Raw genomic sequence first — 20,337 nt, 5'->3', positions numbered from 1 at the left:
GTGGCTTCTCTCGCTTAACGATATAGTCACGATTTTATCGGAACGGGTCACAAAAAGAGCAGAGCGCGCAGCGCCTTCGGCAGTACAATGATGGCGGGCACTTAGGTGCGAACGAACGTCATTGGACGGGGGGCTGCCACTTTGGCGCATATGACGATCATCCGCAAATTAACGTTGCTCTTGCTCGCGCTGTTGCTGATCAGCACGCTGACGGGGGCTGCGATTCTGCGCGCGAACGGCCAAATCCGCTCGCAGGCCAAGGAGAGCGAGACGCTCGGCCGGTTGGAGCGGGAGTATGAGAGCTTGATGATGACGTATCATGAACTGAATACGATCTCCTATCGCTTCCTGAGCGAAGGGTACGAGAAGAAGCAGGCCCAGGCTTATACGGACAAGCTCGAGAGCCTGCGGACGACGGCCGGCAAGCTGTCCGCCGAACTGGAGGGCAGCGCCGAGCTGGGCTCCTATCTGAACTGGTTCGCCAAGCTGAACACCGATTACGAAGCGCTCTACGCCGACCATTTTACCGGGACGTTTCTTCCCGAATCTCTGAACTCGGCCGCGATCCTTCAGTCGCTGACGAATCAGACGACTGCTGCCGGAAGAATTGATCGGGAGCTGAAGGATATATTCGGCGGGCTGAGAGAGGAGCGCGCGACACAATTAGGCGATACGCTGGCGAACAGCTCAAGAACCGCGATCTGGCTGACGATAGGCACCGTCGTTCTGTCTGTCGCGCTGGCTTATCTATTCGGGCGGTCCGTCAACCGGGGCGTGGGGATGCTCATCAGGCGCATCGAGGCCTACCGGGAAGGCCGTCTCGACTACAACTCAAGCGTCGTTCGCAGCGACGAGTTCGGCCGCGTCGATCTTATCCTGGCGCAGATGGGCGAGAGAATTCGCGAGATGCTGGAAGCCAACCGGGACACGGGGCGCAAGGTGGTAAGCTGGACAGGCAGTCTTCTCGAGAAGTCCCGAGATAACCGGGAAGCTTCCGACTCCATCCAACGGCTGGCGGAAAGCTGCCAAGTCCGGATCGAATCGCTGCACGAGGCGACCGCGTCGATATCTGCGGTCGTGCAGCAGGCGTCGGCGGGTTCGGAGCAGCTGCGGGAAGCGGCGGGAACGCTAAGAAACTCCGTAGAGAAAACGAACGGCTATGCTCAAGAGGGCAAACAGGCGGTGCTGGAATTGGCCGCTTCCTTCGAGCGGACGAGCGAGGAACTGGTTCGGCTGGGCGGCCAAGTCGGTTCGATCGCCGAGCGGATGGACGACGCCCTGCGGTTCATGTCGGGTATCGGAGATCTCGCTTACCGGACGAATCTGCTCTCTCTGAACGCTTCTATTGAAGCGTCGAGAGCCGGAGCCCAAGGCGGCGGTTTCTCGGTCATTGCTCGGGAAATCCGTAAGCTTGCGGGGCAGACGGAGAGCTTCGCGAAGCAGACGAGGACGCTGATGGACGCGATGAGAAGCGATATGGAAGGCATGTCCGGCGGCTTCACCCAATTTACCGTCCGATTGGAGGAGACCAAGCATAAGTCCGAATTGGCTGTCGGTTCGTTCCTCGACATTGCCGGAGAGAGTCAGACGCTGGCGGTCGGGACGGAGGAATGGAGCAGGGCGGCTGCCGAGGTCGCCGCCGGACTGGACGAGATCGTCGTGTCCGTCGCCCGGCTGGTCGATTCCTCCGCCGATTTGCGCGACGGCGTGGTACGCGTGTCCGGTATAGCCCTTCGGCAGGCTGATCTGTCCGGGCATCTGCTTCAGGCCGCGGACGAGCTGGCGGAAGTATCCGCGGCATTGCAGAGGGATGAACAATAACGCGAAAACCGTTTACCGTTTCCTCCGAGGAAACGGTTTTTCTTTGACTGCCAGGCCCTCGACTGATGCCGATGCACGATTCTTTAGAACAACGCCTCTCGTGAAGAGCTCAAAAGCATGTGTCCATGGGCGCGAATGGGGCAGTCGCAGTTTTTTTCGCCTGTCCGAGGAACTCTGAACCGATTGTCGCGTTATATGTATAGCTGATGATATAGAGGGAAGATTCGGGAAGGAGAAACCGATGAGAGCCAGAGCCGTTTACCTGATCGCTGCGGCGCTGATTGTGGCCAGTTGGCTGGCTAATTACGGTTATTACCGGTACTACCGGCTGCCTGAGCCGGGATTTCTCCGACATTATATCGAGACGACGTATACGCCTTCGGTCGCCTTCGACCTGCTGTACGTCGCCAACAAGGACGACAAGCGTAAACCGGTGTCCGCGACGGCCGAAGGGCTGGAGGCGCTGAGGTTCTACCCTGTGCAGGTGCATCAGGAGCTGCGCCGTCAGACGATCTACGCCTTGCGCGGATATTTCGACGAGAACAGGATGCAGGAACGCCAAGAGGGCGAGCCTCTCCGGTTAAACGCATTGAAGGTACAGTATAGCGACGGCAGCGTGCGGGAGGAGAACGTGGGAGAAATTATCGCGTACCGCCCGGCCTGGCCGCCGGATAAGACCAAGGAGCCGCCGGTTCGTTTCAGTTCCGGGAGGGGTTCGAGCGACAACAGCGGATCGGCCGCCGTGACGGCGGTCCGGCCGGCGACGCTCTCCGGCGTCTCTTCCGCGTGGCTGGAGAAGCTTGGAGGGGCGTTCCGGTACGAGATCAAGGCGAACGATACGCACGGAATGCCGCAGCAGCCGAGCAGTGCGACCGTTCCTCTGGAGATGGACACAGGTCAGATGCTGTCGCTCGATTACCGTTTTCAACTGAAGGAAGCGGCAGACGTCTTGTCCGTCTATAACGTGCAGTTAAGAGAGCATTTCACAGAGCCGGACGGCAGCAAGTACGACTATATCGTGTTCGCGAACTATACGCCATATCCGACCGACGCGCAAATGCGGGCCTACGTCCGAGAGATGAGGGGGAGGGCGGAATGAAGATAGCGTTTTCCCGGATCGCTTGGGGGCTGGGGCTGGCGCTGATCGACATTACGATTAACGGGTTCGATCTGCTGCCCGATGTCGTCGGGTACGGATTGCTGATGGCGGGCTTAGCGAAGCTTGTTTCTAGGAATCGCATGTACAAGCTCGCCTGGAACGCGGCGGCCGTGCAGCTCGTTCTGTCCGTTCTTGCGCTGCTGGGACTGACGCGATCGGGTTTCTCGCTGACGGGCGGCATAGAGCCCTCGCTTAACGCGCTTGCGCTGACCGCGGCGGGACTTGCGATCGAATTGGCGATGCTGTACGGCTTGTGCGAGGGAATCCGTCTGGATGCGCTGGAGAGGAACAAGGAACGGCTGGCCCAATCCGCGAGGAACCGCCGGCATTTCGCCTTCGCCTCCGGAGCCGGAATGCTGTTCCAGCTTCCTTTTCAACTTAACCAATCTTTGCAGGAGATGCTTCCTTTCGTGATTGTGCTGGCCTTGTGCGTGCTGTTTGCTTGGCTGTCGATTCTGGCGCTGGCGCGGCAAGCCGGAAGGGAAATCGCGGGCAACCCGGGCAGCGGTGGCGGGGGGCTCGACGGCGGAGAAGGTTCGTTGATGGATGTGCGGGTGTAAGGGAGCCTGGCTTTCTTAATAGGTACACAAGAGGAGCGATGTTCATGGGAAATGAAATACAAGCTTTGGCGCTGGGCAATTATTCGGACGCGATCTACCATCCGTTCGCAGGAGTGGACGAGGAGCTGCGGCAAATTTTCCGGGAACGGATAGACGTCAGGTGCACCGGGGATTACGGGATGCTGAAGGAGGAATATTTGGCTCCTTACCGGCTGTTCATATCGTATACGGAGTTTCTGGAGGAGAAGCTGCCGGCCGAGCGTACCGCGGCTCTGCTGTCGTACGTGGCGAGAGGCGGCGGCTTGCTGGCCATTCACAACGGCATTTCCTTGCAGAGAAATCAGGAGCTGGCGGCGCTGCTGGGCGGCAAGTTCATGAGCCATCCCGAATTTACCGCGCTTCCGATCCGGATTCGCGAACCGAACCACCGAATCATGGACCGCGTCGAGCCGTTCACCGTGGAGGACGAGCCTTACCGCTTCGAATTCAATCCGCATATCCGCACGACGATTCTGGCCGAATACGAGCATGACGGCGCGTACTGGCCCGCTGCCTGGACCCACGATTACGGACTTGGCAGAGTCGTCTATCTGATGCCCGGCCATCGGGTGGACGCGTTTCGGACGGAGAGCTATCGCAAGCTGATTCTGAACGCCGGCCTGTGGGCCGCCAAGGCGATGTAGCCCGGAGCCGACGGACCCGGGAATCGAACAACCGCACACCCTGAACCCGCCGAAAGTTCCGTCCCGCTCTGTCACTCGAGTCATGCATGACGCGGCACGTGTCCGCCGTCACTAAAAGACGCTCCCTTTTTCGGATACACTGGGGTTAAGATTTCACGTATGCAAAAGGAGAGGTTCGAATGAAGGGTTATCGGACAGCGGGTCGGGACGGCGTATTTAAAGCTTTGTTGACGGGGGCGGCCTTGCTGATTTTGATCGGAATCTGGTCGGTGTTCGTCGCGTGGAGGGCGGATGTGACGCCTTCTCCCTCGACGGAGTCCCCCGTTATGAGCGCGGGGAGTTCCTCCGCCGATGGGGAGCAAGAGGGCATTCAACTGGCGAGACGGATCATCGTTTACGTGACGAACGCGGATTCGGAAGGGGATACCGCAGAGGGTTAAGCAGGGAGCAACGGCCGCCGATACGGGCGGCCGTTTGTGTGTGTACGCATGTTTTGAGCTTCGGTCAGGGCGGCGGCGAACTAAAGCCCCGCTTGGCACTGATTCGAGGAAAATTGTGGTTTGTTCCTAAAAAATTGTGTATGATTAGGCTGAGTTGCCCAAATGAGAAGTTGTTTACAGTTTACGCAAATCATCTGTGGTAAGGTTTGGAACATAAGCCTAAGAGGAGATGAAGACTGTGACGATCAAAGAAGAATTGAAGGGCAAAAACATCATCATCCCCGATAATCCGGTATCGAACTTTCTGTTCAACAACACGAGGTCGGGACTGCTGTGGCTGGTTATCCGCCTTTACTTGGGTTACGCGTGGCTGATCGCCGGATGGAAAAAGGTGACTAACGAGAAGTGGGTCGGAAGCGAAGCCGGGGCAGGGTTGACCGGGTTCGTGAAGGGAGCGATCGGGAAGGCGGAAGAGGGCAAAGACGTGACCGGCTGGTACGCTTCGTTCCTGGAAAACGCCGTGCTGCCCAACGCCAAGCTGTTCTCGTACGTGGTCGCGTTCGGCGAAGTGCTGGTCGGTCTGGGACTGATTCTCGGTCTGCTTACGGGGATTGCGGCATTCTTCGGAGCATTCATGAACGCGAGCTTCCTGTTCGCGGGCACGCTTAGCACTAATCCGCTGCTGTTCATTCTCGCCACGTGGATCGTGCTCGGCTGGAAAGTAGCGGGCTGGTACGGGCTGGACAGATGGGCGCTGCCGCTGCTCGGTACGCCGTGGAACCGCAAGAAGTCGTCGGATTCGAGCGTATCCGGATAAATAGAAGCAATAGGGAAGAGGCTGCGCAGCGCGCAGCCTCTTTTTAAGTGTCGATACAGAATTTATAAGCTTCGCTCTTCATTTCTTCCAATGAGACGAGAAGGCTGTGCGGTTTGCCGCCGGTTCTGGAACAGGAAAAGATAACTCCAATCGTAATAGAAGCGATGCAGCTCGGAGGAACCCAAACATGTTGTCAGGATAAGCAATTATAGCCCCAACTGCCCCAGGTATGTACTGCCAAGGCACTTTATTGGCTTTCGCGTAATCGAGGCCGCTGCTCCGAGGCACCTTTTTGGCCTTGGCATTCTCCGCTCACTCCCGACCTCTCAACGTCAAGGTACTTTCTTGGCCCTCACGGAATCGGGGCCGCTGCTCCGAGGCACCTTTTTGGCCTTGGCATTCTCCGCTTACTCCCGACCTCTCAACGTCAAGGCACTTTATTGGCCTTCACGTAATCGAGGCCGCTGCTCCGAGGCACCTTTTTGGCTTTGGCATTCTCCGCTCACTCCCGACCTCTCAACGTCAAGGCACTTTATTGGCCTTCACGTAATCGAGGCCGCTGCTCCGAGGCACCTTTTTGGCCTTGACACTCTCCGCTCACTCCCGACCTCTCAACGTCAAGGCACTTTCTTGGCCCTCACGGAATCGGGGCCGCTGCTCCGAGGCACCTTTTTGGCCTTGGGGCCTCCCGGCGCTTAACCTGACAACATCCTTTTTTTGTTTCAGGCACTCCGGAGCACGATGGAGATCTTCGTGATCAATGCGCAAGTTTCGTGTAAATGCGTCTGAACGTTTCGTTGCATGATCGCGATACAAATGAATCACTTGAAATGGCGCGCATTGCAGTGTCGTAAAGAACACTTGCGCTTCAACACTTGGCTGTCTATATAGGTTGAACCAAAGATCAACAAACGCCGGTTAAACGGGGAACAACCCGTCAATGCTGACTGAGGAAGGAGGCGAGCGCGTGGAAATCTGGTTTATGGGAACGAGCGCCGGCATGCCGATCGCGGAGAGGAACGTGACGTCCGTCTTGCTGAACCTGACCCGGGCCAAGGGGACGTTCTGGATGTTCGACTGCGGGGAAGGGACGCAGCATCAGCTGCTCAAAGCTCCGCTGAAGCTGAGCCGGCTGACGAAGCTGTTTATTACGCATCTGCACGGCGACCATCTGTTCGGCGTACCCGGCTTGCTGAGCAGCAGATCGTCGCTGGGAGGCTACGAGCCGCTTGACGTATACGGTCCTCCGGGCTTGCGCGAATTTATCGATGCCGCGATGAACCTGTCCGGCACCCATCTCGATTATTCGCTTAATGTGCACGAGATCGAGAAGGAAGGCCCGCTGTTGAATTGCGAAGGATATACCGTCGAATGCGCCATGCTGGATCACCGAATCGCCTGCTTCGGATATCGGGTCGCGGAGAAGCCGCGCTCCGGCGCTCTTCGCGTCGACGCTCTCGCGGCGGCGGGAGTTCCTCCGGGACCGGCGTACGGCAGGCTGAAGGCCGGGGAAGACATCGAGCTGGAGGACGGTACGATCATTCGCGCCGTCGATGTGCTGCATGACCCGATTCCGGGCCGCGTCGTCGCCGTGATGGGAGACACCCGGCCTTGCGAGGGGGCGATACGTCTGGCAAGAGGAGCCGACGCCCTTGTCTACGAGGCGACGTTCGGCGCCGATCTGGCGGAGAAGGCCGACATGTACGGCCACTCCACCTCGGTGCAGGCGGCTGAAATCGCCAAAGCCGCGGGCGTCTCCCGGCTGCTGATGACGCATTTCAGCTCGCGATACGGAAGAGAAGACCTCATCTTGCTGGAGGAACAGGCCCGAAGCGTGTTTCCCCGATCGGACGCGGCGTTGGAGCTGGTGCCGTATCCGGTGCCCGCCTCTTCGAGAGGAGAACGCAGCCCCTCCTCCGGCGCATAGCCTCAGCCGGGCGCTGGCTGCCGCGGCGAATCGCCCAACCGAGCGCCGTCGCAGAGGCGAACAGCTCGGGTCCTCGGCTTCCGCGGCTAATTCGGCGAAGCTCCGGCGTGTTTGCGCCGGAACTGGCCTGGAGCCACCCCCTTCTCGCGAATAAATACGCGCGTAAAGTAGTGAACGGACGAGAAGCCCGTCGCCTCGGCGATTTCCTTGATCGCAAGATCGCTTCCGGCGAGCAGCTCGGCCGCCCTTCGAACGCGCTCGCTGCGAACGTAGTTCGTGAAGTTTTCCCAGATGCCTCCCGAGAACAGGCGGGAGAGATGGCGCTCCGAGACGTTCAGGTTGCCGGCAATCTCCCGCAGGCTCAGATCGCGGGACAGATTGTCCCGGATGTACAGCTTGGCCTGGCGCAGCAGGACGTCCGAGCTTCCCGACGAACGTGCCGGGGAGGAGGCTTCGCTGCCGAAGAGGCCGGGGAAGCTCAGCAGCAGAGCGCCGGCGGCTGCCCGCAGGGCATCCGGAGACAGACGGCCTCTGCCTTCCTCGCGCAGCAGCAAGCTCTTCCATAACAGCGAAGACGGCAGATTTCCTTCGTCGTCGTGAACGCACGCTTCCCCGTATCCGGCCAGGGCGTGGAACGGTTCGATCGCCGCGTCCCGCGAACCGCGCTCATCCGCCTCGAATGCGACGTACAGCAAATACATGCCTTCCAGCGAACGGATCTGATGGTCGATGCCGGGCCTGGAGCAGAAATGGGTTCCCGCCCGTAAGGGATAGTCGACTCCCCTCTCCGAATACTCGCCTTCTCCTTCCAGAACGTAGCAAATTTCGAAAAAGGAATGCCTGTGCACCGAATTGCTTAAATGGCGGGGGTTGACTCCCCAGTAATGAATTTTCAAATCCGTCCCGTTCCCCGTCCGCACGTTCGCCGCCAGCTCGTTCAACAGCGCCTGCGTCTCATTGCCGAGCTCCATTTTTCTCCCCCGTTCCGATCTTTATGTCCTTATTGTGCAAAAAACGGTCGCCTGCGGTCAAAGACCGTATCTGTCCGATAGCTATACAATAAAGCCGAAACACCAAACAATTCAAGCTCATCGTTGCCTAGGGAGGAATCGGCATGATACGTGCGGAGGATGCGGAATTTTACAAAGATAACGGGTATTTGCTGGTCAAGGGCGTCTTCAATTCGGAAGAGGTCGCGCTGATGCGCAAAGCGGTGGACGGCATTATTCAAAGGGCGGCCGAGGCCAACCGGGACGAGAACGCGGCCTGGCAGGGCGACTTCCTGCCTCCGGAGCAGCTGAAGAAGCTCGTGCTGAAAGGCTTCCATGACGTTCATTATCACGATGCGGCGTTTATGCGCGCGGCGATCCATCCGAACATGGCGTCGGTTCTGACGAAGCTGATCGGTCCGAATGTGCAGCTGCACCATTCCAAAATGCTCGTGAAGCCGCCGGAGAACGGCGCGGCTTTCCCGATGCACCAGGACCAGCCTTATTTCCCGCATGAGAAGCATACGATGCTGGCCGCCAGCATCCATCTGGACGACGCGGACGAAGAGAACGGCTGCCTCAGGGTCGTCCCGGGATCGCACAAGCAAGGCCCGCTGCCGCACGTCGGCAGGCACTATCTCGATCACAAGACGTATCCGATCTCGGACGGTACGATGTGCCAGGCTGAAGCCGGAGACGTGCTGTTCTTCAACTACTTGACGATTCACGGCTCGGCGGCCAACCGGAGCGAGCGGACGAGAAGGAACGTGCTGTTCCAGTACCGCGATCCGGCCGATTTTCCGACTGAGAACGTGCACTTCGATTGGGGCATGGGCTTGATGATCAGCGGAGAAAATCCCAACTTCGACAAGGTGAAGCCGGACTATCGAATTGTCGGCTAGCCGGCCGAAGAGACAAGAAAAACGCAAATGAAACTTGGTTTATCGGAAATACATCGGAACCCGAAACTCTTATGATGAAGCCATGGATCACAAATCCGAATAGAGCTGGGGAGTTGAGTCCGATGTTGAACGATAGCCAATTGGCCGAATTCGAACGCAACGGTTTTCTGAAAGGCGGAGTTGTGTTAAACGACGACGAGGTGGAAGCGCTTCGCGAAGAGCTGGAGCTGGTCATGGCGGGGAAATCGGTGAAAAAGCCCGTTCTGGCCCACAACATGCTGGCCGACGGAGAAGAGGGAGCGACTCCCTACGACGGAATGAAAATGATCGTGAACGAGAAAGTCATTCAGATCGTCAACATCTGGATGGCCAGCGACGCGTTCTTCCAGCATGCCGCGAACAAGACGATCGTCGAGGAGATCGCCCAGCTGTGCAACACCGATACGGTGCGCATCTGGCACGACCAGATCCAATATAAGCCTCCGGTGACGGGCGGACCGACCGCCTGGCATCAGGATCATCCGCTCTGGCCGATCATTCAGCCGGCCGATCTCGTCAGCGCCTGGGTCGCCCTTGACGACGCGGTCGTCGAGAACGGCTGCATGTGGATGGTGCCGGGCAGCCACAAGTGGGGCGATCAGCAGAAATATTTGGCGAGCGACAAGGATTTCATGCCGTACCATCGCCGCCCGGAGCTGCTGCCGGAAGGCGCGGAGGTCAAGGCGGTGCCGTTCGAGATCAAGAAAGGGCAGGTCGGCTACCACCACAGCCTGACCTGGCACGGCAGCCCGAACAACCGGTCCGAGAAGAAGCGGCGGGCGATCGCCGTCCACTACATGCCGGGCCATACGAGGTACGTGCCGTCGAACGACCATGTCATGCTGTCTTATGTCGGCGTGAACAAAGGCGATATTTTGCAAGGGCAGCACTTCCCGGTCGTCTATTCGGCCGTCGGCGCGAGCTGATTGCAGCCAGGAGCCCCCTCCTCCCGCTCGGGACGGAGGGGGTTTGCCGTTGCGGGAACAAGCTGCATTCCTTACGATAGAGAAAATAGAGAGAAAGGGGCGCTGGCGGGATGGCGGAGGAAAACGGGAACGGTAACGGGGAAAACAGCCGGGAGCGGGAGGAGACGATGCCGGGCGGATGGCCTTTCGTGCACAGCGTGGGAGACGTATGGGCCGCGGCGGGGTCAGTCCTCGGAGAAAGATGGCTGACCGACTACGAGCTCGTCTACTTTCCGGACGGCTCGGCGACGATTTACGAAACGGGCGGCGAGACTTACAGGCTCGACAAGCCGTGCTTTATTTTTACCCGGCCGGGCGAGCGGCACCGGTATCGCTTCGATCCGGACAAGAACGTTCGACATCTGTTCGTTCACTTCGATTACGGGGAACTTCGGCAGGGCGACGCGCGCTTCGAGTCGCTGCTCGCCGGCTCTCCGCTGCTTCCGGTGAGCGGCAACAGCTTGCTGCCCGCGCTGCTGGGGCAGATGATGAGAATCGCCGACTTCCGGTTGGCGCATTGGAAACGGAGGCTCGCCGTGCTCCTGTCGTCGGCGCTGGAGGAGCTGTGCGCTTCCGCGGACAACGCGCTGGAGGAGCTCGCCCGGCCGCTGCCGCTGCCGATATCGCAGGCGCTGACGTATATGGAGGAGCATCTCGAAGAGCCGATTACGATCGAAGCGATCGCCCGGCAGTCGGGGTGGTCCCACGAGCATTTCACGCGCATGTTCGTCGCTTCCGTCGGCCTATCGCCGAAGCGGGCATTGCTCGAACGGAGATTGCGGCGGGCGGAGCTGCTGATGCTGAGCGGCCGGTGGACCGTCAAGCAGATCGCGTACCGGGTCGGCTTTCGGGACGAGCACCATTTCTCCAAAATGTACAAGCGTCTGCGGGGGATGACGGCCTCGTCCTATATCGAGCGCTGCGAGAATTCTCTGGCCCGGCATGCACTGCCGGCTCCCGATACGGTCGCTTCCGTATCCGCCAACCGGCATGTCCTCGTGAACGAACAGATCAAATAAACACCCCGAAATCGAGGTTCCGTCCATTGAGGGTCCGTGCGCCATATTGCACAATAAAGGCAACGACGATCATGGAGGGTTTGGGAAAATGGGGATTCCTTATACGCCGAAGTCGCGCGAGCACGACAACCGGCATTTGGTCAGCGTGGACGATTACGTTCATTATCATCGCAACGGCTACTTGATCGTAAGGGGCTTGCTGTCAAAAGAAGACATCGCGGAGCTGTACGACTTGGCGGAACGCACGCGGCTCGGTTCGGCGAAGGCGGAGGCGGAGGCGGAGGGAGCGGCCGCCAGGGACGACGATCCGCTGAAACAAGAGTTCGCCGAGCAGACCCGGGTTCACATGGTGTCGAGACGGGACGCCGCGGCCGAGAGAGGGATGCTGCACCCGCGCATCCTCGACGTGACCGAAGCGCTGATCGGGCCGGACGTGTACGCGCTGCAATCGATGATGTTCCTGAATCCTCCCGGACGGGGAGGGCAGGGCTGGCACCAGGATTCGTACTACATCAAGACGCATCCCGACACGATGCTGGGGGCATGGATCGCCCTGGAGGACGCCGACGAGGAGAACGGCTGCCTGTGGGTCGTGCCGGGTTCCAACCACGAGCCGATCTATCCCCCGGAAGGGCAATATTCGGGCAGCGTTCACGCCGTCGATGCGTTCAAGGATCTGCACGGCGTGGAGAACGTCAGCCATCTCGACGACGAGGCGAATACGCTGTCGCGCGTCGTGGCGAAGTACCCGCCTCCGATTCCGGTGCCGCTGAGTCCCGGCGACGTGCTGTTTTTCCACTCGCACTTGCTGCACCGCTCGTACCCGAACCGGACGGCCGATCGGTTCCGCCGCTCTTACGTATGCCACTATTGCAACGCCCGTTCCTGGATTCCTTGGGACCACGACGGCTATGAGGGCGAGTCGGGCAACTACCGGCACATTCTGGCCCGCGGCCGCACGCACTTGCCCTGCGCGGAGCCGGCCTTCGGCACGGAAGTGTTCTTATCCGAGGGCGAGGAGGAAGGAGACAGCGTCCGCATGATGGGCATGGAGGACGGCATGATGATGCCAGTCGTTCAGAAGAAGGAGTAACGAAGAGAGCCCCGGACCTGCCGAATTGGACGGCGGTCTCGGGGCTTCAAAGGTTTTAAATAAGGTGAGGATTCGGTCAGGTTCGGGTTGCAGATTTGTAGACGAGCGGATTGAGGGGACTGGAGACGAGGTCTCCGGGTTGCAAGCCTGGCAGCCATTGCCCCAGATCGCTCCTGCGCGCGTTGCTGTCCGGTTCGGCTACCGTCGTTCCATCCGCGACGTAGATGATCGTCATCACTTTGCGCATCAGCTCCGTAGGATTGCCCGGCGCGCTATGGATCGTCCAGCCGCTGTGGAAGGTTGCGTCGCCCGCTGCCAGCGCTCCGTAAGATACTTTCTCAAACCCCCGCCCGTCGATGAATTGTCCGAGAGTGCGATGAGATTCGTCGGATATTTGCATTTTGTTGATGTAACCGAGTTTGTGGGACCCGGAGGCGAACGTCATGGAGCCGACCTGTTCGGGCACCGGAACGAGCGGCATCCACATCGTAATCGTCTTATCGGTATCGAGAGGCCAGTAGATTTGATCCTGATGCCACGGCGTATGTCCGCCTCCCGGTTCCTTGTACAGAGCTTGATCGTGGTAGATTCTAACCCCGTCTACGCCCATCAACTCCGCAGCGACTCTTGCGAATCTTCTCGCGAGCGTGAAGCGGGCAAGCTCATCGTGTTTCTCCCACAGATTTCCGATTTGTATAAAAGCTTTCCCGTAAGTGTCCCTCTCCTCCAGCGGTTTATCGTGGTTGTTGAGCCGTCTGACCCAGTCGCTGATAAGCGGCTCGTAGATCGAGACCTCCGCTTCGCTAGCAAGCCCGCGGACGACAGCGTGCCCCCGTTCTTCATACTGCTCCCGCTGTTCTTGGGAAATTTCATAATCATCGTTCAAAGACGGATAAACGGAAGTGGATTCGGCCATGCGGTTGCCTCCCGACAGATGAAATGCGATACAGGAACATCTTATCGGCTAAACGATGTTTCGGTCATTGTCAATCTTTCTTTTGTTTTTGTATAAATCAATTGATAAGCTGAAAGGCAGGATGATTTCTTCTGTTGAAGGGAGAGAGCGACGATGGCGGATCTGGAGGAGCTTCTGGAGAAGAACCCGATCGTCCCTTATATTCGCGAGAGCGATTTTGCCGTACGCAAGCCATGGAGGTCGGCTGCGCGCCGGTTGCTGGACTATCTGTTCATCGGCGTAAGGGAAGGGGTATTGCAGGTTGAAGCGGATGGCCGCGAGTATCGGTTCGAATCGGGCCAGTTCTGCCTGATTCAACCGGGAAGCGTTGTCGTTCTGGAAGGAGTGACGGACACGATTACTCCTTTCGCGCATTTCGATATGTTCTATCGGCCCGACAGGGCGGACAGCTTCCCCACCAAACCCGGTCAATTGGACTTGACTCCCTATGGGCATCTCCTGCAGCCGAGCTTGCTGGAGGCGTTCGGGCTATCCGTGCCGGTTCGGATCGAAGCAGCCCAGCCCGCCAAATTGATGGATACGCTGATCATGACCGTCGAACGATGGCAGCAGCGCGATCCGATCATGCAATTGAGGGCGTGTCTGTCGATGCACGAACTGATCGTCACGATTCTGGAAGCGTACCTGCACAGCGGGGGTTCGATGAGGGCCGGACGGGATCCTTTGAAGTGGATCGTTGCTCATTTCTCGGCGAATCTGAGCGAGCCGCTATCGCTCGAAGCGATGGCGAAACGCGCGAACCTATCGGTATCGAGATTCAGCGTTCTGTTCAAATCGAGGTACGCCGTTACGCCGCATCGGTACTTGTTGAACATGCGGCTGGAGCATGCGAAGGAACTGTTGGGCAACACGGATCTGTCCCAGGAGCAGATCGCGCAATATTGCGGATTCTCCGACGTTCACCATTTCTCTAAGGCTTTCCGGGGCACTTACGGACTTACCCCGGGCGAATGGAGAAAAGGTTTCCCGCAAGGCAGTTGATCCTGCAAGCGTCAAATAAGAAGATTCCCTTGCATCCGGAACTCGGTCGGAGTCAGCCCGGTCAACTTCTTGAACTGGTGGCTGAAATAGTGGATGCTCGTGAACCCGAGGCGTTCGGCCAGCGACTCGATTTTCTCGCCTTGAAGCAGCGCCCGCTTGGCCTGCTTGACCCGCTCTCCGATGACGTACTGCTTCGGGAGCAGGCCGATTTCTTCCTTGAACAGCTTGGAGAAATGAATCGGGTGGTAGCCGCACAGGGCCGCCAGCTCGGCCACCGTCCAGTTTCTGCCCGGCTGCTCCTGCATCGCCGCGATGGCGGGTTCGATCTTGCCGCCGGCGGTAGACGCGGCGCGGACGTTCAGCAGCTGTCTGAAGACGTGCGTCAATGCCTGGGTCATGAGCCCCCGCAGGGCGGCTCCGTATCCCGGCTGCTCCAGCTCGTACTCCTTGACGATCCTCGTCAAGATCGGCTCCAGCCCCGAGACGGTAAAATGCGTCGGCAGCGCCGAGGGACCGTAAGGCGGAATGTCGGGAGCCGGCTGGATCGGCTGTCCGTCCGGGTCCTCCTCACTGGCGTAACGAATCGACAGCCCCGGATGGACCGGAGCCGTCGATTCGTGCCGCCAATGGAAATGAATGCTGTAGTAGTCGGTCCGTTCCGCCGCGAACAGCTCGTGGGGACATTCCGGGCCGTAATGCACGCACTCCCCGTTTCTGACCTCGTACGTTTTTCCTCCGACAGACAGCTCCGCGTAGCCGGAGACGACGTAGAAGAGCTGGCTGTCCGGAATAATGCGCCTGCCCCACTTCGAATCGGCGGACGTCGTCGCCCTGCTGGCGAAATTAACGGTAGGCATAAGCTCGTCAAGCGACCGGATCGTCATGGCGTTTCCTCTTTCGTTGTCGATAATTATCCTTATAGCAAGGAAGAAAGGAGCCGTCCGGCATCGGATTACGCAGCGAACGACATGAGAGACGGCATAGGAGCGTTCCCTCGAGGAGCTTCCGCCCGGCGAGAGACGGCCGACCGAAGCCGTCGCGAATGCAGCAGGCCAATGGCCGGTGCCGGCTCGGAGTCGATCGCGGCGAACGACGCCAGCATCGCCTCGACGTCGCCGGCCTCGTAGGCGGCCGCGATCGCCCGCGCATAGGCGGCCAGTCCGGATTGATCGGCGGCAGTCCCGCCTTCTCCGCTCTCCAATTCCTCCCGTACCCGCGGAAGATTCCGCCTTGCCCGGTGCAGGGCGGCTTTCGCCGCTCCTTCCGTCACCCGCAGCAGCTCTGCCGTCTCCGCGCTCGAATAGCCGAGTACGTCGCGCAGCAGGAACGCCGCTCTCTGCAGAGGCGGCAGATGTTCGGCCAACGCACGGAAGGCGGCTTCCATCTCCAGGGCGCCGTCGCCGGCCGCTTCTCCCTCCGGCGGACGCACGGTCTTCAGAATGCGCGACAGCTTGACGCCGCGGCGGGCGCGGTCGATCCAGGCGTTCTTCGCGATCCGCAGCAAGTAGGCTTCCGGATTCGGATGCGCGTCGAAGCGGGGACCGCCGAGCGCCTTGAGCCAGGCGTCTTGGGCCAGATCCTCCGCCTCCCAGGCGGATTCGGCCAAGGACAGGCAATATTTTCGCAGCGCGGCGTGAAGCTCGGCGACGTCCCGTATTGCCGTCGACGCCTCCGTCTCGCGCGCGCTTTCGGTGTGGTTTGCGTACATGGTATTCCCTCCTCGCATGCACAGGCGGAATTCGTCTTGCTATCGTAAACGAACGAAGCGCGCCAAAGGATACGCGCCAGCGCCGAAAAATCGAACTTTCTTTTTTCCTTACAGTGTATTCGATTTTCGCCGCGGAGCAAAGACGAATTCGCCGGACCGCCCGTATCTTTCCGAAGCTTTCGTTCGTCTACGGGGTGAATTGCGATTCCCAATACGAACAGGAAAACGGAGGAACGAACAATGACGAATTACGTGCCGTACGTCGTGGAGCAGACGAACCGGGGGGAGAGATCGTACGATATTTATTCCCGTCTGCTGAAGGACCGCATCATCTTCCTGGGCTCGGCGATCGACGATCAGGTGGCCAACAGCGTCGTCGCCCAGCTGCTGTTCCTGGCGGCGGAGGACCCGGACAAAGAGATCAGCATGTACATCAACTCGCCGGGAGGCTCGATCTCGTCGGCGTTCGCCATGTACGATACGATGCGGTTCATCAAGCCGGAGGTTCATACGATCTGCATGGGAATGGCCGCGTCCGCGGGAGCTTTCCTGCTGCTGTCGGGCGCCCAGGGCAAACGGTTCGCGCTGCCGAACAGCGAGGTCATGATTCATCAGCCGAGCGGAGGAGCGCAGGGACAGGCGAGCGACATCGCGATCACCGCCAAAAGGATTTTGCGGACGAGGGATAAGCTGAACCGGATTTTCGCGGATCATACCGGCCAACCGCTCGAGCGGATCGAGAGGGACGTGGAGCGGGATCATTACATGTCCGCCGAAGAGGCGCTGGAATACGGCATAATCGACCGCATCATCTCGGCCGCCGATCTTCCCGGTTGACAGCTTCGCCCATCCATGTTAATGTTTAACCAATAAAACCTACCTATATAGTTGGTTTATTGGAAAAATCAAACATGGATGTCCACCGGATTTACCGGAGACCCCTGCTCCTGCCATGGAGAGGGGTCTTTTGTATTCCGCGGACCAGGAGGCTGAACGACTTGGAAGTTGCGGAACGAATCGGGGTATCTGCGGACGCCAAAGCGTCGATCAAACTTTCGCCCGCCGACATCGCGAAGCTGGCGCTGCCGGCCGCCGCGCTCATTATTTCGCTGCTCGTGCACGCGTTCGTCCCCGACGTGCAGATCGTCGCGTCGAAGAGCGAGTACACGGTGATCCTCCTCATCGCCTTGGGGCTGTTCGCGGCATGGGCGATCGCCGGGCTTTATCGCCGGAAGCTGCTCGCGTCCCTGCTCTATTTCTCCAACATTATCACGCTTATCATCGGCTTGCTCGTCGTGTGGGAATTACTGACGCTGAAGTCGGGCGCGCTTCCGCTTCCTTATTTTCCGTCTCAGGTCAAAATACTGGACGCGCTGATCGGCGACCGCGAGAAGCTTCTCGTCTGCATTCTGTACTCCGTGCGGCTGCTCTTCATCGGCTACGTGATCGGGGCTGTCTTCGGTCTGGCGACGGGCGTGCTGATGGGCTGGTATAAGCATTTTCAGTACTGGATCAACCCGTTCCTCCGCTTCATCGGCCCGATACCGGCCACCGCTTGGATTCCCGTCGTGCTCATCGTGTTTCCGAGCAGCTTCACGGCGAGCATTTTCCTGATCGCGCTCGGGACATGGTTTCCGGTGACGGTCATGACCTGGTCCGGCATCGCCGGCGTGAACAAGTCGTTCTTCGAGGTTGCGCGGACGCTTGGGGCAAGCGAACGGTATCTCGTGCTTCGCGTGGCGTTCCCCGCCGCGTTCCCGCTCATTTTCATCGGATTGTTCATGGGGCTCGGAACTTCGTTCGTCACGCTGATCGTCGCCGAAATGATCGGAGTGAAAGCCGGTCTCGGCTTCTATATCACCTGGGCGCAGGCCTGGGCGGAGTATTACAAGGTGTACGCGGCGCTCTTCATTATGGCGGTGCTGTTCTCGACGATCATTACGATTTTGTTCAAAATTCGCGACCGGGTGCTGATCTGGCAGAAGGGGTTGATCAAATGGTAAAAACGGCGGAAGGCGGGCGGATCGCGATCAACGGCGTGTCACGCGTGTTCGAGGACCGGACGGACGGGGACCAGGCCGTTATCGCGTTGAGCAAAGTCGATCTGGACATTCGAGAGGGAGAGTTCGTCTCGCTGATCGGGCCGAGCGGCTGCGGCAAGTCGACTCTGCTGAGGTTGATCGCGGGCATCGACAAGCCGACGGGCGGGCAGCTGAAGCTGGACGGGGAGCCGATCGACGACGCGCATCCGAGCCGGGGGCTCGTCTTCCAGGACCCGACGCTGTTTCCTTGGAAGACGATCTGGAAGAACGTAGCGACGGGGCTCGAAGCGCAAGGGGTGCTGAAAGAACGGAAGGAAGAAGTGGACAAATTCATCGAGCTGGTCGGGTTAAAAGGGTTCGAGAAGGCGTATCCGCATCAGTTGTCCGGGGGAATGGCGCAGAGGGCCGCATTGGCGCGGGCGCTGATCAACCATCCGAAGGTGCTGCTGCTCGACGAGCCGCTCGGCGCGCTCGACGCCTTCACGCGGATGAATCTGCAGGATGAGCTGCTGCGCATCTGGCAGGAGCGGGGCACGACGATGGTGTTCGTCACCCACGACATCGACGAGGCGGTCTACCTGAGCGACCGCGTCGTGATTATGACGCCGCGGCCGGCCCGGATCAAGGAGACGATCCGCATCGATCTGCCGCGGCCCAGAGTGCGCAACAGTCCTTCGTTCTTCGAATATCGTTCGCGCATTCTGGAGTCGCTTCAGCTTGTGCCGGAGATCGGCCAGCCGGAGTATATCGTCTAAGGAAGGAAGGGGGCGAACGATGAGAAGACGCAAACCTTGGCTGGGAGGAGCGATGCTGCTGCTTGCGGCGATTGCGCTGGGCGGCTGTTCGGACGGCGGAGACCGCTTGCCGGAGGCCGGTTCGGGCATCGGGACGCTGGAGCTTCGGTTTTCCACGGAGCCGGCGAAGCTGAGCGGCAGCGGGAGCTCCACGCTGAATCTGAACGTGAAGCACGGTTCCAAGCCGGTGAAAGGCGCCTCGGTCGTCTTCGAGATTTGGCCGAAGGGAGAGCAGCAGCACGCTCAGCTATCCGCCAAGTCGGAGGAAGACGGCAAGTACTTCGTCAGGGGAGAGTTCTCCCAGGCGGGCGATTACTATTTGCTGGCGCACGTCACGACCGCGGAAGGCTTGCATGATATGAAAACGTTCGAGTTCAGCGTGCATTCGTAAGAGAGAGGAGGGAGAGCGATGAGAAGCTTGTTCGCAATCGGGGCGGCGGCGCTGCTGCTGGCCGGGATGGTCTGGGGGGCCGGGTCCGCAGCGGCGGAAGGCGCCAAGGAGGAGACGCCGGCTTCGTTCGCGAGCGGGTTTCCGGCTTGCCATGCGATGCCCGGGGACGATGGCAAGCCGATCAAGCTCGCGTCGGTATCCGGCGGGGGTGCGGCCGGGAGCGGAGAAGGGCCGGGAGGCTTGTCCGGCCTGGGCATCGCCGCGGGCGCGGCGGCGGTCGTCGGCTCTATTGCGCTATTCGCGGGATATTTAACTTTCCGAATCGGTCGCAGACGGTTCCAGTAGCGGGAGGACTCGTTCGTGCAGCAGATCCCAATTCAGCGCGCCGAGAACGCCGTCGGTGATGACTCCCCGGGAATCGACGAAGATCGTCGTCGGAATCGGTCGAATCTCGTACTTGGCCGCGACCGCGCCGTCCGAATCGAGCGGAATCGGGAACGTGAATCCATAGCTCTCCGCGAACTCGCGCGCCGCTTCCGCGCTGTCGGTCGCGGTCAGATTCACGGCGAGGATGCTCAGCCGCTCTCCGTACTGCTTGTGCAGCTTCGTGAACAAGGGAGCTTCGTCCCGGCACGGCCCGCACCACGAAGCCCAGAAATTCAGCACGACCGGTTTGCCTCTCAGCGCTTCGAGAGAGTAAGTGCCGCCGTCCAATCCGGTCAGCGAGAAGGAAGGGGCGAGATAGCCGATCTCCGCCTTCTCGGGAAGAGCCGCTGCATTGCCGTTGCCGGTCAGTCTGGCCGCCTGCCGCTCCGGTTGTCCGCGATCGGAGAACGATTGCTGGAACAGAATGATTCCGCATAACAATGCGGCCGCCGCCACGATTATCCAATTGCGCCATTTGCTCATCCGCGATTCCTGCTTTCTGCTTCAAGGTTAATTCCAATAATTCCAATTGGTTTTAATAAAATTAACTTGTTGATTTCCGATTTGTCAATAGTTGAGAGTAAAATAAAAATTTGGAACGAGGA

At 59.4% G+C, this 20,337-nt stretch carries 22 protein-coding genes; 17 read left to right on the top strand and 5 right to left on the bottom strand.

Annotation, left to right across the window (positions count from 1 at the left end; all coding sequences use genetic code 11):
* Positions 1-150: 150 nt before the first annotated feature.
* The 7 genes from B0G52_RS04325 to rnz all read left to right on the top strand — a co-directional run bounded on the left by B0G52_RS04325 (position 151) and on the right by rnz (position 7,407).
* The gene (locus B0G52_RS04325) at positions 151-1,821 is read left to right on the top strand and encodes a methyl-accepting chemotaxis protein (RefSeq protein ID WP_233162385.1); all 1,671 of its coding nucleotides are present in this window, start codon (positions 151-153) and stop codon (positions 1,819-1,821) included.
* Between the two features lie 241 nt (positions 1,822-2,062).
* On the top strand, positions 2,063-2,920 hold the full coding sequence (locus B0G52_RS04320) for a hypothetical protein (protein WP_094042280.1): 858 nt from the start codon (positions 2,063-2,065) through the stop codon (positions 2,918-2,920).
* A complete protein-coding gene (locus tag B0G52_RS04315; RefSeq protein ID WP_094042279.1) occupies positions 2,917-3,540 on the top strand; it encodes a hypothetical protein in 624 nt (207 codons plus the stop codon). The genes B0G52_RS04320 and B0G52_RS04315 overlap by 4 nt, the downstream gene beginning before the upstream one ends.
* A 44-nt stretch (positions 3,541-3,584) precedes the next feature.
* A complete protein-coding gene (locus B0G52_RS04310; protein ID WP_233162355.1) occupies positions 3,585-4,223 on the top strand; it encodes a ThuA domain-containing protein in 639 nt (212 codons plus the stop codon).
* A 179-nt stretch (positions 4,224-4,402) separates the two neighbouring features.
* Positions 4,403-4,663, top strand: coding sequence for a hypothetical protein (locus tag B0G52_RS04305; RefSeq protein WP_094042278.1), 261 nt, complete (start codon positions 4,403-4,405; stop codon positions 4,661-4,663).
* 238 nt (positions 4,664-4,901) lie between these two features.
* Positions 4,902-5,480, top strand: a complete 579-nt coding sequence (locus tag B0G52_RS04300) for a DoxX family membrane protein (RefSeq protein WP_233162354.1) — start codon at positions 4,902-4,904, stop codon at positions 5,478-5,480.
* A gap of 967 nt (positions 5,481-6,447) precedes the next feature.
* A complete protein-coding gene (rnz, locus tag B0G52_RS04295; RefSeq protein ID WP_094042417.1) occupies positions 6,448-7,407 on the top strand; it encodes a ribonuclease Z in 960 nt (319 codons plus the stop codon).
* A gap of 86 nt (positions 7,408-7,493) precedes the next feature.
* Here rnz and B0G52_RS04290 read toward each other — a convergent pair whose 3' ends face one another.
* Positions 7,494-8,378 (bottom strand): AraC family transcriptional regulator, encoded by an 885-nt coding sequence (locus tag B0G52_RS04290; RefSeq protein ID WP_094042276.1) that lies wholly within the window; start codon positions 8,376-8,378, stop codon positions 7,494-7,496.
* 143 nt (positions 8,379-8,521) lie between these two features.
* On the opposite strand from B0G52_RS04290, the gene B0G52_RS04285 reads away from it, so the two are divergent.
* From B0G52_RS04285 to B0G52_RS04270, 4 genes are all read left to right on the top strand, one after another.
* Positions 8,522-9,298, top strand: a complete 777-nt coding sequence (locus B0G52_RS04285; protein ID WP_094042275.1) for a phytanoyl-CoA dioxygenase family protein — start codon at positions 8,522-8,524, stop codon at positions 9,296-9,298.
* A gap of 122 nt (positions 9,299-9,420) precedes the next feature.
* The gene (locus B0G52_RS04280) at positions 9,421-10,263 is read left to right on the top strand and encodes a phytanoyl-CoA dioxygenase family protein (protein WP_094042274.1); all 843 of its coding nucleotides are present in this window, start codon (positions 9,421-9,423) and stop codon (positions 10,261-10,263) included.
* A 110-nt stretch (positions 10,264-10,373) separates the two neighbouring features.
* Positions 10,374-11,321, top strand: a complete 948-nt coding sequence (locus B0G52_RS04275; protein WP_094042273.1) for an AraC family transcriptional regulator — start codon at positions 10,374-10,376, stop codon at positions 11,319-11,321.
* Between the two features lie 88 nt (positions 11,322-11,409).
* Positions 11,410-12,414 (top strand): phytanoyl-CoA dioxygenase family protein, encoded by a 1,005-nt coding sequence (locus B0G52_RS04270; RefSeq protein ID WP_094042272.1) that lies wholly within the window; start codon positions 11,410-11,412, stop codon positions 12,412-12,414.
* 76 nt (positions 12,415-12,490) lie between these two features.
* Here B0G52_RS04270 and B0G52_RS04265 read toward each other — a convergent pair whose 3' ends face one another.
* Positions 12,491-13,330 carry a phytanoyl-CoA dioxygenase family protein gene (locus B0G52_RS04265; RefSeq protein ID WP_094042271.1) on the bottom strand — a complete coding sequence of 280 codons (840 nt, stop codon included), beginning with the start codon at positions 13,328-13,330 and terminating at the stop codon, positions 12,491-12,493.
* Between the two features lie 153 nt (positions 13,331-13,483).
* Here B0G52_RS04265 and B0G52_RS04260 point away from each other — a divergent pair, with 153 nt between their 5' ends.
* Positions 13,484-14,371, top strand: coding sequence for an AraC family transcriptional regulator (locus B0G52_RS04260; protein WP_094042270.1), 888 nt, complete (start codon positions 13,484-13,486; stop codon positions 14,369-14,371).
* Positions 14,372-14,382: 11 nt separating this feature from the next.
* Here the strand turns inward: B0G52_RS04260 and B0G52_RS04255 are convergent, their stop codons facing one another.
* Positions 14,383-15,255: an AraC family transcriptional regulator gene (locus B0G52_RS04255; protein ID WP_094042269.1), complete on the bottom strand. Its 873-nt coding sequence runs from the start codon at positions 15,253-15,255 to the stop codon at positions 14,383-14,385.
* 68 nt (positions 15,256-15,323) lie between these two features.
* Positions 15,324-16,079 (bottom strand): RNA polymerase sigma factor, encoded by a 756-nt coding sequence (locus B0G52_RS04250; protein WP_158223578.1) that lies wholly within the window; start codon positions 16,077-16,079, stop codon positions 15,324-15,326.
* Positions 16,080-16,283: 204 nt separating this feature from the next.
* Between B0G52_RS04250 and clpP the strand changes: the two genes are divergently transcribed.
* The 5 genes from clpP to B0G52_RS04225 all read left to right on the top strand — a co-directional run bounded on the left by clpP (position 16,284) and on the right by B0G52_RS04225 (position 19,651).
* Positions 16,284-16,916, top strand: coding sequence for an ATP-dependent Clp endopeptidase proteolytic subunit ClpP (gene clpP / locus B0G52_RS04245; RefSeq protein WP_255407489.1), 633 nt, complete (start codon positions 16,284-16,286; stop codon positions 16,914-16,916).
* Positions 16,917-17,077: 161 nt separating this feature from the next.
* Positions 17,078-18,082 (top strand): ABC transporter permease, encoded by a 1,005-nt coding sequence (locus B0G52_RS04240; protein ID WP_158223577.1) that lies wholly within the window; start codon positions 17,078-17,080, stop codon positions 18,080-18,082.
* A complete protein-coding gene (locus B0G52_RS04235; RefSeq protein WP_094042265.1) occupies positions 18,076-18,876 on the top strand; it encodes an ABC transporter ATP-binding protein in 801 nt (266 codons plus the stop codon). The genes B0G52_RS04240 and B0G52_RS04235 overlap by 7 nt, the downstream gene beginning before the upstream one ends.
* A 19-nt stretch (positions 18,877-18,895) precedes the next feature.
* Positions 18,896-19,306 carry a FixH family protein gene (locus tag B0G52_RS04230; RefSeq protein ID WP_094042264.1) on the top strand — a complete coding sequence of 137 codons (411 nt, stop codon included), beginning with the start codon at positions 18,896-18,898 and terminating at the stop codon, positions 19,304-19,306.
* Positions 19,307-19,324: 18 nt separating this feature from the next.
* Positions 19,325-19,651, top strand: a complete 327-nt coding sequence (locus B0G52_RS04225; RefSeq protein WP_094042263.1) for a hypothetical protein — start codon at positions 19,325-19,327, stop codon at positions 19,649-19,651.
* Here B0G52_RS04225 and B0G52_RS04220 read toward each other — a convergent pair.
* A complete protein-coding gene (locus B0G52_RS04220) occupies positions 19,616-20,215 on the bottom strand; it encodes a TlpA family protein disulfide reductase (RefSeq protein WP_094042262.1) in 600 nt (199 codons plus the stop codon). The genes B0G52_RS04225 and B0G52_RS04220 overlap by 36 nt on opposite strands.
* Positions 20,216-20,337: the final 122 nt, after the last annotated feature.

This window comes from Cohnella sp. SGD-V74, assembly GCF_003001675.1.
Lineage (GTDB): Bacteria > Bacillota > Bacilli > Paenibacillales > Paenibacillaceae > Cohnella.
Note: the sequence above shows the minus strand (reverse complement) of the source record. Positions and strands in the feature narration are given on the sequence as shown.

Excerpts from the sequence above, each read along its gene's own strand:
- B0G52_RS04325 (WP_233162385.1), top strand. The coding sequence starts at position 151 with ATGACGATCATCCGCAAATTAACGTTGCTCTTGCTCGCGCTGTTGCTG.
- B0G52_RS04320 (WP_094042280.1), top strand. The coding sequence starts at position 2,063 with ATGAGAGCCAGAGCCGTTTACCTGATCGCTGCGGCGCTGATTGTGGCC.
- B0G52_RS04315 (WP_094042279.1), top strand. The coding sequence starts at position 2,917 with ATGAAGATAGCGTTTTCCCGGATCGCTTGGGGGCTGGGGCTGGCGCTG.
- B0G52_RS04310 (WP_233162355.1), top strand. The coding sequence starts at position 3,585 with ATGGGAAATGAAATACAAGCTTTGGCGCTGGGCAATTATTCGGACGCG.
- B0G52_RS04305 (WP_094042278.1), top strand. The coding sequence starts at position 4,403 with ATGAAGGGTTATCGGACAGCGGGTCGGGACGGCGTATTTAAAGCTTTG.
- B0G52_RS04290 (WP_094042276.1), bottom strand. The coding sequence starts at position 8,378 with ATGGAGCTCGGCAATGAGACGCAGGCGCTGTTGAACGAGCTGGCGGCG.
- B0G52_RS04285 (WP_094042275.1), top strand. The coding sequence starts at position 8,522 with ATGATACGTGCGGAGGATGCGGAATTTTACAAAGATAACGGGTATTTG.
- B0G52_RS04280 (WP_094042274.1), top strand. The coding sequence starts at position 9,421 with ATGTTGAACGATAGCCAATTGGCCGAATTCGAACGCAACGGTTTTCTG.
- B0G52_RS04275 (WP_094042273.1), top strand. The coding sequence starts at position 10,374 with ATGGCGGAGGAAAACGGGAACGGTAACGGGGAAAACAGCCGGGAGCGG.
- B0G52_RS04270 (WP_094042272.1), top strand. The coding sequence starts at position 11,410 with ATGGGGATTCCTTATACGCCGAAGTCGCGCGAGCACGACAACCGGCAT.
- B0G52_RS04265 (WP_094042271.1), bottom strand. The coding sequence starts at position 13,330 with ATGGCCGAATCCACTTCCGTTTATCCGTCTTTGAACGATGATTATGAA.
- B0G52_RS04260 (WP_094042270.1), top strand. The coding sequence starts at position 13,484 with ATGGCGGATCTGGAGGAGCTTCTGGAGAAGAACCCGATCGTCCCTTAT.
- B0G52_RS04255 (WP_094042269.1), bottom strand. The coding sequence starts at position 15,255 with ATGACGATCCGGTCGCTTGACGAGCTTATGCCTACCGTTAATTTCGCC.
- B0G52_RS04250 (WP_158223578.1), bottom strand. The coding sequence starts at position 16,079 with ATGTACGCAAACCACACCGAAAGCGCGCGCGAGACGGAGGCGTCGACG.
- B0G52_RS04235 (WP_094042265.1), top strand. The coding sequence starts at position 18,076 with ATGGTAAAAACGGCGGAAGGCGGGCGGATCGCGATCAACGGCGTGTCA.
- B0G52_RS04230 (WP_094042264.1), top strand. The coding sequence starts at position 18,896 with ATGAGAAGACGCAAACCTTGGCTGGGAGGAGCGATGCTGCTGCTTGCG.
- B0G52_RS04225 (WP_094042263.1), top strand. The coding sequence starts at position 19,325 with ATGAGAAGCTTGTTCGCAATCGGGGCGGCGGCGCTGCTGCTGGCCGGG.
- B0G52_RS04220 (WP_094042262.1), bottom strand. The coding sequence starts at position 20,215 with ATGAGCAAATGGCGCAATTGGATAATCGTGGCGGCGGCCGCATTGTTA.